Genomic DNA, 14,806 nt, shown 5'->3' with positions numbered 1-14,806 from the left:
TGCCGAATTCTAGAAGAAAGAAACAGACATGCTCCTTCTGAAGAGTGAACCTCCCGCAGCTGTACGTTCGCTCGCGGAGCTTCTCGCAATCGCAGAGGCAATTGATCAAAATATGGAACGCCGTTACACTGATTTAGCGGATCACATGGCAGCGACCGCGCGGAAAAAACTGGCTGAGCTGTTCCAGAATCTTGCCGCAGAGAAGCGCAATCACGCGGAGCATGTTCGGAGATGGTCCTCCGATCTCATCGGCGCGGTGCCCGATTCGTCGAATCTACGGTGGAATCCATCTGAAGCCTTCGATGATGAGGAAGCGCGCAACGCTGCCTCATCGAGACTCGTTTCCCCATATAGTGTCTTCTCGATGGCCGTGCGCGATGAGGAACGATTCTTCGCGTTCTGGAGCTATGTCGCCGCCCACACGGATGAGCCTGCCGTTCAAGCGGCGGCCGAGCATATGGCGCGGGAAGGGTTGCAACGCACCGCATTGCGGCGTCGTGAGCGGCGCCGCGCTTTTCATGCGGAAGGCCGCGGCAGCACGGGTACCCCTGCGCCGCAACGTCTGGCATCGAAGGCGATAGAGGCTGAGCGGCTCCTGGCCAGGTTTCTTCCGGCCCTTGCCAGGCAGCAGCGAAAGGCTTCCACGGAAATCAAACGCTTGGCCGAAGAGGCGCTTGAGATGGCACAGGATGCAAGTTCCTTGTCCGGGGCTGAAGGCACCACTGCCGTGAAGGCCGCTCCTGCCGAACATTCAAACGTATTGGGCGAGATGCTGCGCCTGTCCGAGCAGGCCGCCGAAGCCTATCTGGAGGCGGCCGATCTCGCGCGGGACGAGGCCATGGTTCGCCGCCTGCAGGCACTGGCCGGGCGTGCCATCTCACGCCTTTCTCTGTTGCGCCAATTGCCCGAGGAACAATGAACGCAACCACTGGAGGGTGATACGGTTGGAGGGTTGGGCAGAACCGCAGAGATGGCCGTCAGCCCCTTCCATTCTTTCCGGAGCACGAGCTATGAGAAAAAGCTTTCCCCTTGTGGCAGCGCTCTCTGCAATCCTTTCCCTGCCAGCTCTGGCCCAGAGTGGCCCCGACCAGCCGGCCTCTGCGCAACCCGGGACCGGCCGGCAGGAACAAAGCACGCAGATGAGCGGTACGGCGGGACATCGCGGCTCCGAAGTTCTTTCAGCACCGAAATTCGTCGAGCTTGCCGCTTCGCACGCGATATTTCAGACAGAAGCGGCGAAACTGGCGCTGGAGCGGTCCCGGGACGACGCTCAGCGCAACTTCGCGCAGGCTGTGCTGGCAGCCCATGCGCAGGATATGGAAAAGCTGCGCAAGAATGCGCCACAAGGCGCAAAGGTGCCGCAGGAAATGAGCGAACAACACCGCACCTGGATCACCCAGCTCCGCGATGCGCAGGGCGGCAACTTCCAGGCGCTTTACACGCAACAGCAGTCACAGGCCCCGCTGATAGCGGTCGATCTGTTCCGCAACTACGCGCAGGTCGGGGACAACGAGGAACTGAAGCGCTGGGCAGCAGCCCACCTGCCTGTTTTGCAAGCTCACCTGTCTAAGGCCCGGGCCCTCAAGGGTTAGGGGTCCTGAGCATCGGTGGGCGAGGACTCGCCCACCTTTCTTTCCTTCAGCTCTGCTGCTTGAGATAAGCGAGAAGATCCTGAAGGCGCTTCTCATCTTTCAGCCCAGGGAAGGACATCGTCGTCCCTGGCACCACCTCTCGCGGGCTGCGCAGATAGGGATTTAGGCTCTCCTCATTCCAGACCAAACCCTCTGCGCCCTTGTCCTGCATTGCTTTAGAGTAGCGGAATCCTTCAAGGGAGGCGGCCTTGCGCCCGATCACGCCGTGCAGGTTGGGGCCAACACCGCTGCGTGCGCCCTCATTGATTGTATGGCAGGCGCGGCATTGATTGAATGCGCGCTGACCAGCCTCGGCGTCTTGGGCGGCTACAGGCGCCGCCGCAAGAGCAAGGGCCATAAGCGAGGCGAATGGAGCAATATATCGAATCATCTATCTGAACCTCCTCTACCTACTTCCTTGGTCTGCAGCCTATTCGAGAAACGCTGCCGCGGTGCCATCGTTGATGTTAATACGTCCGACAAAAGGGGTATAGGCGCGGCGGCTAACAGCGCCTTTCAAAACCTGGACGGACGGCAGGGTCGCACCGATCTGAGGATCATGGCGAAGCCCCTGATCTCGGACGAACTCTGGTCGGTGATCGAGCCGCTGTTGCCGCCCGAACGGCCCAAGCCGAAGGGTGGACGGCCGGTTATACCGCCCCGTGCTGCCTTGAGCGGCATCCTCTTTGTGCTGCGCTCCGGCATTCCGTGGGAGATGCTGCCACGGGAGATGGGCTGTGGATCCGGCGTCACCTGCTGGCGGCGGCTGCGGGACTGGCAGCAAACTGGTGTGTGGGACCGGTTGCACCGGGAGTTGCTGCGGCGCCTGCGCCAGGCCGACCGCATCGACTGGACCCGTGCCTGCGTCGACAGCGCGTCCATTGCGGCGAAAAGGGGGGCGCCGGAACCGGGGCGAACCCGACGGACCGCGGCAAGGCAGGCACCAAGCGGCACTTCGTCACTGACCGACGCGGCATCCCGCTCGCCTTCCTGCTGACCGGCGCCAACACCCACGACAGCAAGCCTTTCGAGGACCTGCTCGATGCCGTGCCTCCTGTTGCAGGAAAACCCGGGCGACCCCGACGCAGGCCGGACAAGTTGCATGCCGATAAGGCCTATGACCACCGCCGCTGCCGTCGCGCCTGCCTTCGGCGCGGGATCAAACACCGGATCGCACGCCGCGGCATCGAGAGCAGCCAGAGGCTGGGCAAGCACAGATGGGTCATCGAGCGCACATTCGCATGGGTCAACCGCTTCCGCCGCCTGGCCATCCGCTACGAGCGCAGGCTCGACATCCACCATGCCCTCACCGCACTCGCCTGCTCCCTCATCTGCCTCAACGCACTTCAGGAGAGGTTTTGAAAGGCGCTGTAAGTATTCGGGGGATTCCGGCTAAGTGTATGGTCCCGGGGTGTGGTGTGACGGATCGAGCCTGAAGCGTTCGGGCTCTTTCGTCCAGGTTTGATAGATGAATTCGTTGGGTGTGAGACCGCGCAGCATCTTCAGGCGGCGGGCATGATTGTAGGCATCGACGAAGAGCTGTAGGTGGGCGCGAAGCTGCTCATGGCTGTCGTAATGGAAGCGCCTGACGGTTGCTTCCTTAATGGTGCGGTTCATCCGCTCGACCTGCCCGTTGGTCCAGGGATGGTTCACCTTCGTCAGCTTGTGCTTGATGTCGTGCTCATCGCAGACCCGGTCGAAGATGTGCTGGCTGTCCCAGATGTCCTGCTTGCGCGCGGTGAACTGCACGCCATTGTCGGTCAGCACGGTGTGGATGCGGTAAGGAATGGCCTCGATCAGGTCCCGCAGGAAATCCGCCGCTTCCATCTTTCCTGCGCTCTCGACCAGACGGACAAAGACGAACTTGCTGGTACGATCGATGGCGACGAAGAGACGCAGCTTGCCCTCGGCTGTGCTGACCTCGGCCAGGTTGATGTGAAAGTAGCCGATGGGATAGGTAACGAAGCGCTGCTTGGGCGGCTTGTCGCCTCCAACCTGCGGCAGGCGGCTGATGCCGTGCCGCTCCAGGCAGCGGTGCAGTGTCGAGCGCGTCAGATGCGCGATGGTGGGCTGCAGGGCGTAGAGGCAGTCATCGAGCGGCAGCAGGGTGTGCCGACGGAAGGCAACGACGATGGCCTCCTCCTCGAGCGTCAGAACGGAAGAGCGAGGCTCTTTCGGTCCCATGCGGGCATCCGCGGTCGTCGAGCGCTTGCGCCATTTCTGGATGGTGGTGGGGCTGACGCCGTAGCGCCGGGCGAGAGCCCTTACGCTTTCTTGCTGTAGCTGGATCGCGCGACGAACTGCCTCTGTCGTACGGGCGCAGCCGTGCAGAACTTGGCCCATAGCGCTTCCCTCGCAGCATGATGGTTCACCGTACCACCACAATCTGGGACTAAACACTTAGCCGGCCTCGCGTGGCCAGCCACATCGTCGGCAGCCTCGGCGCCGAGGCGCGGGAGGTCGAGGACCGCAGGCCGGTGAACGCCCCGAAGCTCGCGGGCCAGGCGGCGCTGGATGCGGCCTGGGCCAATGTGGCGCGGAACTTCGGCCGCGCGCCGGTGAAGGACAGCGCACTGGCCCTGCTGCGCCAGTTCCAGGAGCTGTCGCAGACGGCGCGCCACACCTTCCAGGAGGGCATGCGGCGGCGGCAGACGCGGCAGAAGGCAGATCTGCCGGAAACGCAGCTCGTGCAAAGGGCGCGGGAGAACCGGCAGGCCGAGATCTTGGCGCCGGCGGTGCGGCAGATGAGCCTGAACCTGGAGGTGCAGGGCCGGGCGGCGGAGCGTCTCGGGGCCGCACCGCGATCGCAGCCCAGGATCAGCCTGGAGGCATTGACCCTGCGCCTGGTGGCACCGCAGGTGGCGGAAGGCCGCCTATCCTACAGCGCGGCGCTGGACGAGGTGATGCTCAGCGCGGTGGATGACCGGCGGGTCCGGGTGCTGCGCGACTATGCCTGGAACCCGGTGCACCAGATGCACCTGCCGAAACCCGGCGGACCGGTGCATGCCGAACCTGACCAGGACACCATCACGCGCAAGCTGGATCAGGCCATTGCCAGTTACGATGCGGGCGGGCCGGCAGCCTTGTGGGCGCCGAAGGCCATGCGCGGCACTCTGGGTCAGTCCGCTTACGCGAATCAGGATCGAAACGGGCTGAAAGGGCGCAAGGCTCAAGCACCGTCGACACGTGCGGACAGGACGTTCAAGGAATGCAGCGCCCATCACACAGCTAAGACACCTCGCACGCGCGCTCCTCGGCGACGCCGCTAGATCAATGGCATAACCCTACTGCCGGCAGCCTCGACGTCGGCTTCGCGCCCATTTCCGTCATTCAGGCGGCTCAGGAACTTTCCACAAAGCGGACATGGTCCTCTGGACGTCCGCTGGCTGAGACAGATTGAAACCTACCCATCCGCTTTCAAAAAAGGACGGGCAGTCGAGGAAGGCGGTGATCACCCCGCGGGTTCGATGATCTCCCGCCAATGGCGATGAAGGGCCGCAACGTCGCCACTGGTCAGGATCGGCATGGCCTGCCGCAGTTCATCATCGCTCCAGTTCCACCAGCGAAGTTCGAGCAGCTTGGCAACGTCGGAGTCGCTGAAACGCTTCCGGATGACCCTGGCAGGGTTCCCACCGACGATCACGTAGGACTCGACATCCTTCGTCACCAGAGCCCGTGTCCCGATGACCGCGCCGTCCCCGATCATGACGCCGGGCATGATGATGGCCTCGGACCCGATCCAGACGTCATTCCCAACCAGCGTATCGCCAGCCGGTTGGAACCCATTCTCCGCCCCGGCGAAAGCGGGGACTTCGGGCATCCAGAAGAACGGGAAGGTGCTGATCCAGTCGCTCCGGTGTCCCTGGTTCCCGGCCATGATGAAGGCCGCCCCCGAGCCGATCGAACAGAACGAGCCGATGACGAGCTTATCCGCGCCCTCGTCTGGCAGGAGGAAGCGCGCGCAATCGTCGAAACCATGGCCGTGGTAGTAGCCGGAGTAATAACTGTATCGCCCGACACGGATGTTAGGATGGGTGACGAGGCGATCGAGGGTAATGCCCTTGAAGGGGCTTTCGAAGATATTGTCCATAATGAGCACCATTTGCTTGCGAGCCGCACGTGCGGCGACAGTCCACCCACTGAGCGCGAGCGAACTCCCACAGACGCCCGTTGGGTCGCCTGCCTCCAGCTTCTCGCGTCAGAGACGCGGAAGCGCGACGCTGGTGGTACTCAGAGCAGCCTTCATTCCGGGATGATGGATTAGTCGGTCCCTGATGCCAAGTGCGGCTATGGCAGCTTCCAGGCTTTCCGGAATCCATGCTGAGTAGCTTGGAAGGGTCAGCAGCCGGCAAGCGCGCTTCTGGAAATGAGGTCCGCTCCCTCAGGGCTGGGGCTCGAAAGCGGCCTGGCCGCTTCCGGGCAAACCTGGTCATGATAGCTGTGCGCCAGCAGCGGCCGTCTGGAGCGACCGGAGCAACTCCTCAAAGGCGGCATGCGGCTTGTTGCCGATGGGCTGGCCAGAGTGGAGGCGGACCTTGGGTGCTCATGGCTTCAGCGCCAACAGGGATGCTTAACGCTCAGAGAAGCCGCCAAGCCCGAACGGAACAGGTAAGCTGTCCGGAAGCCCGCATAACTGCTTCCGTATAATGCGTCAGGTTCGGAGACAAGATGAGTACAGCCAATACACCGCCGGAGGCTGCGGCTCCTGCAGGCTTCGCCCTCTTCCGCCAGGGGCTACGGCCCTTCTTCCTGATATGTGCGATCTGGGCGGTCGTCACGGTCGTGTTGTGGCTCGTAGCCCTGCATGGGGGCGGCCTACCAGATGGACCGCTGCCGGGTGCCCGCTGGCACGGACACGAGATGCTGGCAGGCTTCGTTGGCGCCGCCCTCTCCGGCTTCCTCCTCACCGCCATTCCGAACTGGACGGGCCGCGCTGCCTACTCAGGCGCGCCCTTGGTGCTGCTGGCGATGCTGTTCGTCGTGGCGCGCCTGGTTCTGCTGCCCGGCTCGCCGGTGCCGGTGAACATCGCCGTGCCTATCGCGTTGCTGCCCATTCCGGCGCTGCTCGTTACTGTGCTGCCTGCGCTCATGCGGGCCGCGACGCCGCGCCTGCTCGGGCCGCCCGGACTGCTCCTCGCCTTCTGGGCAGGGGACGTCCTCATGCTCGGGGAGGCAGCTGGATGGTGGGAGGGCACCTTCGAAAGCGGAGAACTTCTGTCGCTCAACGTCGCCCTGCTTCTGGTGGGCCTGATCGGCGGGCGCATCATCCCGGCTTTTACCCGCAATGCCCTCAGGGCAGCAGGGCAGGATATCGAGCCGCAGCCCCTGCCGGGCGTAGACACCGCTGGCGTCGCGGCGTTGCTGGCCGTCACCGTGGTGGATCTGGTGGCACCCGGCGGCTTACTGGCCGGAGCGGCCGCTACAGCGGCGGCGGTGCTGGCGATGCTGCGCCTCTCGCGCTGGTTGGGGCTGCGGACGCTTGGCCAGCCGATCCTGTGGGTGCTGCATCTGGCCTACCTCATGACGCCGGTGGCTCTCTCGGTGAAGGCGGCATACCTGCTCGGGGACGCAACATGGGCGGCGAACTGGCTGCATTTGCAGGGCATCAGCGCGATCGGGCTGATGATCCTGGCCGTGATGCCGCGCGCGACGCTTGGCCATACCGGATATCCGTTGCGGGCGTCCCGCGCGATGGTGGCCGCTTGGCTGCTCCTGCCCGTGGCCGCAGCACTGCGCGCCTTCGGGCCAGAACTGCTACCTGGCATGCTGCCATTTACCGCCGCTGGTGCGCTCTGGATCACGGCCTTCGGCCTCTTCCTGGCCGCGCATGGGCCAATGCTGCTATGGCCAAGGGCGGACGGGAAGCCGGGCTGAGTGGCAGCGAAGTGCTGTCTAGTCGGTGATATAGGATTCGCCGCCCGCCGCGTTCTACCGTGACGCGGTGCCGGGCCCGCCCCAGCTATGCATGTGGCCAATCTCGGCCTCCTGCCCGGCCACGATCTGTTCGGCGAGTTGCCGCAGGCGCGGATCCTGTCCGCTCTCCAGATACAGCCGCGCCATTGCCACGGCTCCTTCGTGATGCGGCAGCATCAGCGCGATGAAGTCGCGGTCCAACTCACCCGTGACACGGACGCGGCCCATCGCGGCGTGCATCTCCTCCATGGCATCCTGCATGGCCGCGCTGGCGCTTGCCTGAGGAGCGGCGCTGGCGTGGCCATGGCCGTGATAATGCTCCGTTCCGCGCCAGAAGCCGCCGGGTGCTGCGCCGCCCTGCGCCGTACGCTCCGTGCTGGCCCTGAGCATGGCCAAAGATGGACCACCATGCGCGTAGATCACCTGATGAAGCGCGGTGTAGGAGCCCATAGAGACTGCCAAGGCTAAGGCCAGCCCTACGGGCACGAGGGGAGTAGCCCACCGGTTGCGCGGCGCCACCTCCAACGCTGCCCCCTCGCGGCCCGGGTCGGCGATGACGACCAGCAGTGACACCAGAATGGTGGCGTGCCCGATCATGTCCACGCGGCCAAAGGGGTAAACCGCCGCGAACATGAGCGCGAACAGCGCGAGAGCGGAAAGGCGACGCACCAGAGGCGTCCAGAGCAGCCCAAAGCCCAGCGTGAACTCGGCAACGCCTGCCATGGTCGTGTAGGGGCCGAAGGGAATGCCGAAGGCGAGGTAAGGCCGTTCTTCCAGCAGTGGGAGGAACCACTGCGGATACATGAATTTCTCCAGGCTCGACCACATCAACGCAAGCGCGATACCCCACCGCAGCACGGCAAAGCGACGGGCATGCCATGTTCCTTCAGGCAGGCCAGAGAGAAGCAGGTAGCCCGCGAGCCCAAGACCAAGCGCCAGATAATCAAACAAGTGGAACAGATCGTAATCGCGCAGTGTCACGAGCCAGAGAAGCACAATGGCCGCTGCCGCAATCGGACGCGTCCGACGCGCCGGAAGCAGAAGCGCGATGACAAGCTGCGCCCAGGGCACCCAGCCCGCTTCCGTTTTCAGGTCCGGAGTAAGGTAGGTGCCGCCCACGGCAAAAAGTGCCACGAAAAAGGCGAACAGCACCGCAACAAGAAAATGATCCGCGTTACTCCGCAGGGGAGCGGAGATCGTGTCGAGCCCCCTCATCACGGCCATGCCCGGTGAGCGGCGCTCGAGTAGGGTCGTCACAATGAAGAACAGGAGGACCAACCCGAGCCCGATCCAGAAATAGGGCAGCGACAAGGTGGCCCCGATTGGCACTGGCGTCGCCGCGACCTCATACGCCTCGAACCACTTCACATGTGCCATCGCGGCGACAGGTGTCAGCACGAGCAAGAGGACGGCGATCAACTGCTGCATGTGTGTTCTCCCTCAGCCGAAAAGGCAGAAGAGTTGCATTAGTTGCAAGCATTGCAACCGGACCAGGCCGCGAGGCTGGCCATGTCTTTCTCCGGATGGTCAACTCGGTACTGAAGGGCTTTGGCGCATCGGTTTACGGCTCTTTGATACAGCGCAAAGCAGCAGCAGCGGGCTCTCTGTAAGCTCCTCTCTGAGGGAACAAGAGCCCGACGCAGGCGTTGTGCGAAGAGTGCCAGAACCTCGCGCGATAAGATGGAAAGAAGGGAGCACGCAGATGTCAAACGAACTCAGCGACCGCACTATCGCGTTGGTCAAGGCGACCGTCCCGGTCCTCGAAACCCATGGCCTCGCCATCACCCAGCGCATGTACGAACGGATGTTCCAGAACGAGGCTATCCGCGACCTGTTCAACCAGAGCCATCATGGCGAGACCGGATCACAGCCCAAGGCGCTCGCCTCCGCCATCCTCGCCTATGCGCGCAATATCGAGGGCTTGGCAGCGCTCGCCCCGGCGGTCGAGCGCATTTCCCAGAAGCATGTCGGTCTGAACATCCTGCCCGAGCACTACCCCTATGTGGCCGACGCCTTGCTTGGCGCCATCAAGGACGTGCTTGGCGACGCCGCAACCGAGGAGATCCTGGCGGCCTGGGGCGAGGCCTACTGGTACCTGGCCGAGGTGCTCATCGCCCGGGAGAAGACTATCTACACCAGCCTCGCCGCCGCCCCCGGTGGCTGGACCGGCTGGCGCGACTTCCGGGTGGAGGGCAAAGAACGTGAGAGCGACATCATCACCTCCTTCCTGCTCCGGCCCGCCGATGGGGCGCCGGTGCTGCGGCACCGCCCCGGCCAGTATCTGACCTTCTGGCTGGACATCCCGGGCCAGCACCCGCTGAAGCGGAACTACAGCATCTCCTCCGCCCCGAACGACGCGACCTACCGGATCAGCGTGAAGCGCGAGCCGCAAGGGGTGGCTTCGGGCTGGCTGCATGAGCGGGCCGCGCTGGGCACGGTGCTGAAGGTGGCGCCGCCAGCGGGCGAGTTCTTCCTGCGGCAGGCGCAGGTGCGGCCGGTGGTGCTGGTCAGCGGCGGCGTGGGCCTGACACCCCTGATGAGTATGCTGGAAACCATCGCCCTGCGCCCTGGCCTGTCCGCCCACTACGTCCACGGCACGCGGGACGGTTCAACGCACGCCATGGGCCCCCGGGTCCGCGAACTGGCGGCGCGCTCGGACGGCCGCATCGTGGCGACGACCTTCTACGAGGCGCCACGCCCGGAGGACCGGTCGGGCCAGCACTACGACGAGCAGGGCCGCATCAGCGTCGACTGGCTCAGCCGGAACACGCCCATGGCCGAGGCGGACTACTTCCTCTGCGGCCCCAAGCCCTTCCTACGGGCCTTCGTCAGCGGCTTGGCCCGCGCGGGCGTGGCCGCTGACCGGATCCACTACGAGTTCTTTGGCCCGGCCGACGAGTTGCTTGCGGCGTAAGAGGGGACAGGCACAGGGGCATTATCCTGCCCCCAAGTCACTTTCCGGGCTCCTGTGTAAGCCACCTCCTCTGCTTCACATGTCCGCTTTGCTCTGCCTCATCTTGCAGAGCGGACAGGCCGCTTACAGCCATAAGTTCGCATCGGCCCTCCTGGCAGGCCGGTGCAGAGAGATCCCTAAAAGCACCTAACAGAACCTGCGGATCTGGTTGAGGCAGACAAGAGCGCAAGCGAGCGTGGTAAAGGCCAGATGGATGTCGACGCGGCGCTCATAGCGGATGGTGAGGCGCCGGAAGCGGTTAAGCCAGGCGAAAGTGCGTTCGACCACCCACCGGTGCTTGCCCAGCCTCTGGCTGCTCTCGATGCCGCGGCGGGCGATCCGCGGAAGGACGCCCCGGTCTCGGCATTCCTGTCGGCAGCGGTGGTGATCGTAAGCCTTATCGGCGTGCAGCTTGCGCGGCCTGCGACGGGGTCGGCCAGGGCTACCAATCCGGACACACGGCACGGCATCCAGCGTGGTAAGCGCGGTCACAGCACCCTTCTTGCGTGAGGATGGTGTGGCTGAGAGGTAGGCCGTCGCGGAGGTGTGGCGATGGCAGGGATGCTGAAGGGCGCAGGTGCTAGCACTGGTGCAGGCACTGTGGCGATGGAGCGGGTGGAGATCGTCACTCGTGGCGAACGGCGCCGAAGCTACTCGCCGGAGATGAAGGCGCGGCTGCTGATGGAGACAGCAGCGCCTGGCACGCGGGTATTGGAGGTGGCGCAGCGGCACGGGATCTCGCCCAGCCTGCTGCATCGCTGGCGCAGGGAGGCGGAGGGCCGTCCTGCCAGACGGGTGGCGAGGCAGGCATCGCCCTTCGTACCGCTGCTGGTTGGCGCCTGTCCGGAGACAGCGCCGCAGAACACGGCTGATCTGGTAAGCAGCGGAATGGGCGCGGGCATCGAGGTGGTGCTGTGCAACGGCCGGGTGCTGCGGGTCTTTGGGACAGTGGATGCCGTGGCGGTGGCCCGGCTGGCTGCGGCGCTGGAAGGGTGATCACGCTCCCCTCTGGGGCGCGGGTGCTGCTGGCCAGCCAGCCGGTGGACTTCCGCAAAGGCGCGCATGCCCTGGCGGCCCTGGCAGCGGAGGTGCTGAGCGCCGATCCATTCTCGGGAGTGGTGCTGGTGTTCCGGGCCAAGCGTGCCGACCGGATCAAGATCGTGCTCTGGGACGGCAGCGGACTGGTCTTGATCGCCAAGCAACTAGAGGGTGGGGCATTCCGCTGGCCGCCGGTTGTTGACGGCGCGGTGCGGCTGACGCCGGTGGAGTTCGCCGCGCTGTTCGACGGCATCGACTGGACGCGGGTGCAGAGCGCGAAACGGATTCCCACGCCGAGCGTGCCTGCGTAGACTCGCGGGCGTGATGGGCGCCGCGGACAACACGCCGAACCTGCCAGAGGATTCCGCCGCGCTGCGGACCCTGCTGTTGGCGGCGCTGGAGCAGCGCGATGCCGCCCTGGCCGAGCGCGACGCACTGGCAGCCCGGAACGAGCAGTTGCACCACCTGCTGCTGACGCTGAAGCGGCGGCAGTTCGGGCAGAAATCGGAGCGGCTGCCCGACGATCAACTGCTGTTCGCGTTCGAGGAGATCGAGGCCACGCTGGCGGCCAGCGAGGCCGAGGCAGGCCAGCGCTCGAAGGGCCTGAAAGAGCAACAGGCGAAGCGCCGCCGCGGCAACCGTGGCCAGTTGCCGACGCATCTGCCGCGCGTCGAGCAGGTGCTTCTGCCCAAGCGGGAGACCTGCCCCTGCTGTGCGGGCGCCTTGGTCGAGATCGGCGTCGACAGCGCCGAGCGCCTCGATGTGCTGCCAGCGCAGTTCCGGGTGCTGGTAACCAGGCGCCCCAAGCTGGCCTGCCGCGCCTGTCCTGGCGTGGTGCTGCAGGCGCCCGCACCAGAGCGTCTGGTGCCCGGCGGGCTGCCAACCGAGGCCACCGTCGCCCAGGTGCTGGTGGCCCGCTATGCCGACCACCTGCCACTGTATCGCCAGGCACAGATGCTGGCGCGGCAGGGGCTGCCGCTGGGTCGGGAGGTACTGGCCGACTGGCTGGGGACCGCCGCCCAGGAGATCCGGCCGGTGGTGCGTCGCCTGCGCGAGATCCTGCTCGCCTCGGCCCGGCTGTTCGCCGATGAGACGACCCTGCCGGTGCTCGACCCCGGACGCGGCAAGGTGAAGAAGGGGTATGCCTGGGCGCTGGCGCGCGACGACCGGCCCTGGGGCGGCACGGATCCGCCCGCCGTGGTGTTCCGCTACGCGCCCGGCCGCGGACAGGAGCATGCCAGGGCGCTGCTGGCAGGCTATCGCGGCATTGTCCAGTGCGACGGCTACGCCGCCTACAAGGCACTGGCCACCGGCGGGGATGTGACGCTGGCATTCTGCTGGGCGCATGTCCGCCGCGGGTTCTTTGACCTGGCCAAAGGCGGCGCGGCGCCGATCGCTGCAGAGGTCCTGCAACGTATCGCCGCCCTCTACGCCATCGAGGCGGAGATCCGCGGCCGTCCGGCCGAGGAACGTCTGACGGTGCGCCAGGCCCGCAGTCGGCCGCTGGTGGCGGGGTTGTTCACCTGGCTCGACGCCCAGCTCGGGCGCCTGCCGCGGAGCAGCCCGACAGCGGAGGCGATCCGCTACGCGCTGAACCACCGGCAGGGACTGGAGCGGTTCCTCGACGACGGCCACATCGAGGTCGACAACAACACCGTGGAGCGGGCGATCCGGCCGATCTGCCTCAGCCGCAAGAACGCGCTGTTTGCCAGCGGCGATGATGGTGGCGCCCGCTGGGCCGCCATCGCCTCCCTGGTGGAGACCTGCAAGCTGAACGGTGTCGATCCGCAGCGCTATTTCACCGACGTGCTGACCCGGCTCGTCAACGGCTGGCCCAATAGCCGCATCGACGAACTCATGCCGTGGTGCTGGGCCAAAGCCGGTGAGCAGACGTCCAGCGCTGCCGCGTAGGGTTCCAAGGCAGCGCTTACGAACAGCGTGTCGGGGCGGTCGTAGCGGGCAATCTGCGCCACCTTGCGCGCCACCTGCTCCAGCACGCCGTCGCGCCCCTGGGCGATCAGGGCTTCGGTGCAGGCCTCGAAGGCGGCGCCATCCTCGCTGGCGAAGAGCCGCACCAGCCGGTCGGCCGGGGTGCCGGCGCCCTTCTCCGGGCGCGATGGAGCCGGAGCCTCCACGCCGATCCGCCGCAGGGCCTCGGCGCCGTGCAGCAGGCGGCTGCGGTCGCGCCAGGCGGCAGGGCCACCGGCGCCGTCCTGCCACGCATCCCGCCAGCGCCGGGCGGCGGCCCGGTCGGCCTGCTGCACCAGCACCACCACGCCCTGCCGCAGCATCTCGGCGGCCACGGCGCGGTTGGCCTCCTGCAGCACCGCCAGCGGCACCTCGCCGCCGGGCCGCATCAGGTCCAGCGTCTCGGCATCCGGGTAGTGGGTCAGCACCACGGACCGCAGCTCCGGCGCCAGGTCGCGGGCCCTGGAGCGGGCCGTCGTCACCCCTCCCGCCAGGGATCATCGGCGGGCGCCGTGTCAGGCAGCCTTCTGCCGGCAGCCCAGGCATACCATGGCCGCTGCGGATCACGGGGCCTGGGACGGATTGTCATCCGGGCCCCAGGAATGCAGGCCGCGGCGCGGACCATCGCCTGCGAGGCCTCCAGCCGTGACCGGCAGCCTCGCATCTGTGCAGCAGGTCACAGAGCATGCTGGGCGATCCTCGTCACGGCTGGCAGCTCTCCAGCCAGGATGGCGGTGATGCCTCCAGGATCACAGAATTCCCGCGCAAATCTCTCCCGAAAACTCCTGCGGAGACTGCCGGTTAAGCAATTGTTCTGTATTGTTATTCAGGATGGCATGCTGAGGTCGGAGTATGGGCAAGCCTGCAAAGAAGCGCGCCGAAGCTGACTGGGGTGATCTGTGCAGCATCTCGACCCCTTTTCGGAAGGCCGCGAAGGTGGCGCTGCCGCCTCTGCGATCGCCCGGCCGGCCCCGGAAGTACCCTTTCCTGACCCTGCAGCCAGGCGACAGCTTCTACATCCCTCCCGCGGAAGGTGCTGATCGCACGCGGCTGGTGAAGAACGCCCGGCGTGCGCTCGACATGCTGCGCCAGGCGAATTTCGGGGGCCTGGGCAGTCGGCTCTGGGCCAATCGTCGCTTCACCTTCCGCCGGTGGCAGGATGGCTGGCGCTGCTGGCGGGTGGATTGATCGGCGGGGAAAGGGGACAGGTCTTCTTCCGGGCCTCTGCTCCCGACAAGGTACGGTTGTCCGCTCCGCGGACATCGAGAGTGGTTCCCCCTCAGGGTGCAGGGACAGTCGGGGG

Annotated in this window: 15 protein-coding genes and 1 pseudogene; 10 read left to right on the top strand and 6 right to left on the bottom strand. The window is 65.7% G+C overall.

Going from position 1 to position 14,806, the window contains the following annotated elements; translation table 11 throughout:
* Positions 1–28: 28 nt before the first annotated feature.
* Together CR162_RS22180 and CR162_RS18790 are read left to right on the top strand one after the other, a co-directional pair.
* Complete coding sequence (locus CR162_RS22180) at positions 29–919, top strand: ferritin-like domain-containing protein (protein ID WP_141563239.1); 891 nt, start codon at positions 29–31, stop codon at positions 917–919.
* 220 nt (positions 920–1,139) lie between these two features.
* Entirely contained in the window at positions 1,140–1,592 is a 453-nt protein-coding gene (locus CR162_RS18790) for a DUF4142 domain-containing protein (protein ID WP_176559927.1), read from the top strand.
* Between the two features lie 46 nt (positions 1,593–1,638).
* On the opposite strand, the gene CR162_RS18785 is transcribed toward CR162_RS18790, so the two are convergent.
* A complete protein-coding gene (locus tag CR162_RS18785) occupies positions 1,639–2,022 on the bottom strand; it encodes a c-type cytochrome (RefSeq protein WP_099097054.1) in 384 nt (127 codons plus the stop codon).
* A 168-nt stretch (positions 2,023–2,190) separates the two neighbouring features.
* Here CR162_RS18785 and CR162_RS18780 point away from each other — a divergent pair.
* A protein-coding gene (locus tag CR162_RS18780; RefSeq protein ID WP_408887463.1) for an IS5 family transposase occupies positions 2,191–2,993 on the top strand; the annotation gives its coding sequence in 2 pieces (ribosomal slippage) (positions 2,191–2,536 and positions 2,536–2,993; 804 coding nt in all).
* 30 nt (positions 2,994–3,023) lie between these two features.
* On the opposite strand, the gene CR162_RS18775 is transcribed toward CR162_RS18780, so the two are convergent.
* Positions 3,024–3,974, bottom strand: coding sequence for an IS481 family transposase (locus CR162_RS18775; protein ID WP_099097052.1), 951 nt, complete (start codon positions 3,972–3,974; stop codon positions 3,024–3,026).
* 71 nt (positions 3,975–4,045) lie between these two features.
* Between CR162_RS18775 and CR162_RS18770 the strand changes: the two genes are divergently transcribed.
* A complete protein-coding gene (locus CR162_RS18770; RefSeq protein WP_099097051.1) occupies positions 4,046–4,900 on the top strand; it encodes a hypothetical protein in 855 nt (284 codons plus the stop codon).
* Positions 4,901–5,082: 182 nt separating this feature from the next.
* On the opposite strand, the gene catB is transcribed toward CR162_RS18770, so the two are convergent.
* Positions 5,083–5,721, bottom strand: coding sequence for a type B chloramphenicol O-acetyltransferase (gene catB, locus CR162_RS18765; RefSeq protein ID WP_099097078.1), 639 nt, complete (start codon positions 5,719–5,721; stop codon positions 5,083–5,085).
* 578 nt (positions 5,722–6,299) lie between these two features.
* On the opposite strand from catB, the gene CR162_RS18760 reads away from it, so the two are divergent.
* Positions 6,300–7,505 carry an NnrS family protein gene (locus CR162_RS18760; RefSeq protein WP_099097050.1) on the top strand — a complete coding sequence of 402 codons (1,206 nt, stop codon included), beginning with the start codon at positions 6,300–6,302 and terminating at the stop codon, positions 7,503–7,505.
* Between the two features lie 54 nt (positions 7,506–7,559).
* Here the strand turns inward: CR162_RS18760 and CR162_RS18755 are convergent, their stop codons facing one another.
* The gene (locus tag CR162_RS18755) at positions 7,560–8,972 is read right to left on the bottom strand and encodes a DUF305 domain-containing protein (RefSeq protein WP_176559926.1); all 1,413 of its coding nucleotides are present in this window, start codon (positions 8,970–8,972) and stop codon (positions 7,560–7,562) included.
* A gap of 274 nt (positions 8,973–9,246) precedes the next feature.
* On the opposite strand from CR162_RS18755, the gene hmpA reads away from it, so the two are divergent.
* Complete coding sequence (gene hmpA / locus CR162_RS18750) at positions 9,247–10,458, top strand: NO-inducible flavohemoprotein (protein WP_099097049.1); 1,212 nt, start codon at positions 9,247–9,249, stop codon at positions 10,456–10,458.
* A gap of 186 nt (positions 10,459–10,644) precedes the next feature.
* Here hmpA and CR162_RS18745 read toward each other — a convergent pair.
* A pseudogene (locus tag CR162_RS18745) lies at positions 10,645–10,974 on the bottom strand (transposase); the annotation flags it as partial.
* 129 nt (positions 10,975–11,103) lie between these two features.
* On the opposite strand from CR162_RS18745, the gene tnpA reads away from it, so the two are divergent.
* Genes tnpA through tnpC form a run of 3 tightly spaced genes read left to right on the top strand, consistent with a single transcriptional unit; the run spans position 11,104 to position 13,446 of the window.
* On the top strand, positions 11,104–11,493 hold the full coding sequence (gene tnpA, locus CR162_RS18740) for an IS66-like element accessory protein TnpA (RefSeq protein ID WP_176559925.1): 390 nt from the start codon (positions 11,104–11,106) through the stop codon (positions 11,491–11,493).
* Complete coding sequence (gene tnpB, locus CR162_RS18735; protein ID WP_099097047.1) at positions 11,490–11,846, top strand: IS66 family insertion sequence element accessory protein TnpB; 357 nt, start codon at positions 11,490–11,492, stop codon at positions 11,844–11,846. Before tnpA ends, tnpB begins: the two co-directional genes overlap by 4 nt.
* A gap of 13 nt (positions 11,847–11,859) precedes the next feature.
* Positions 11,860–13,446: an IS66 family transposase gene (gene tnpC / locus CR162_RS18730; RefSeq protein ID WP_099097046.1), complete on the top strand. Its 1,587-nt coding sequence runs from the start codon at positions 11,860–11,862 to the stop codon at positions 13,444–13,446.
* Here the strand turns inward: tnpC and CR162_RS22175 are convergent.
* Entirely contained in the window at positions 13,329–13,985 is a 657-nt protein-coding gene (locus tag CR162_RS22175; RefSeq protein WP_141563238.1) for a hypothetical protein, read from the bottom strand. The two genes, tnpC and CR162_RS22175, sit on opposite strands and share 118 nt — an antisense overlap.
* Positions 13,986–14,355: 370 nt before the next feature.
* Here CR162_RS22175 and CR162_RS22170 point away from each other — a divergent pair, with 370 nt between their 5' ends.
* On the top strand, positions 14,356–14,691 hold the full coding sequence (locus CR162_RS22170; RefSeq protein WP_141563237.1) for a hypothetical protein: 336 nt from the start codon (positions 14,356–14,358) through the stop codon (positions 14,689–14,691).
* The last annotated feature ends 115 nt before the right edge of the window (positions 14,692–14,806 follow it).

Source organism: Teichococcus rhizosphaerae (assembly GCF_002631185.1).
GTDB lineage: Bacteria > Pseudomonadota > Alphaproteobacteria > Acetobacterales > Acetobacteraceae > Pseudoroseomonas > Pseudoroseomonas rhizosphaerae.
This window is presented reverse-complemented; position numbering and strand designations above follow the sequence as displayed.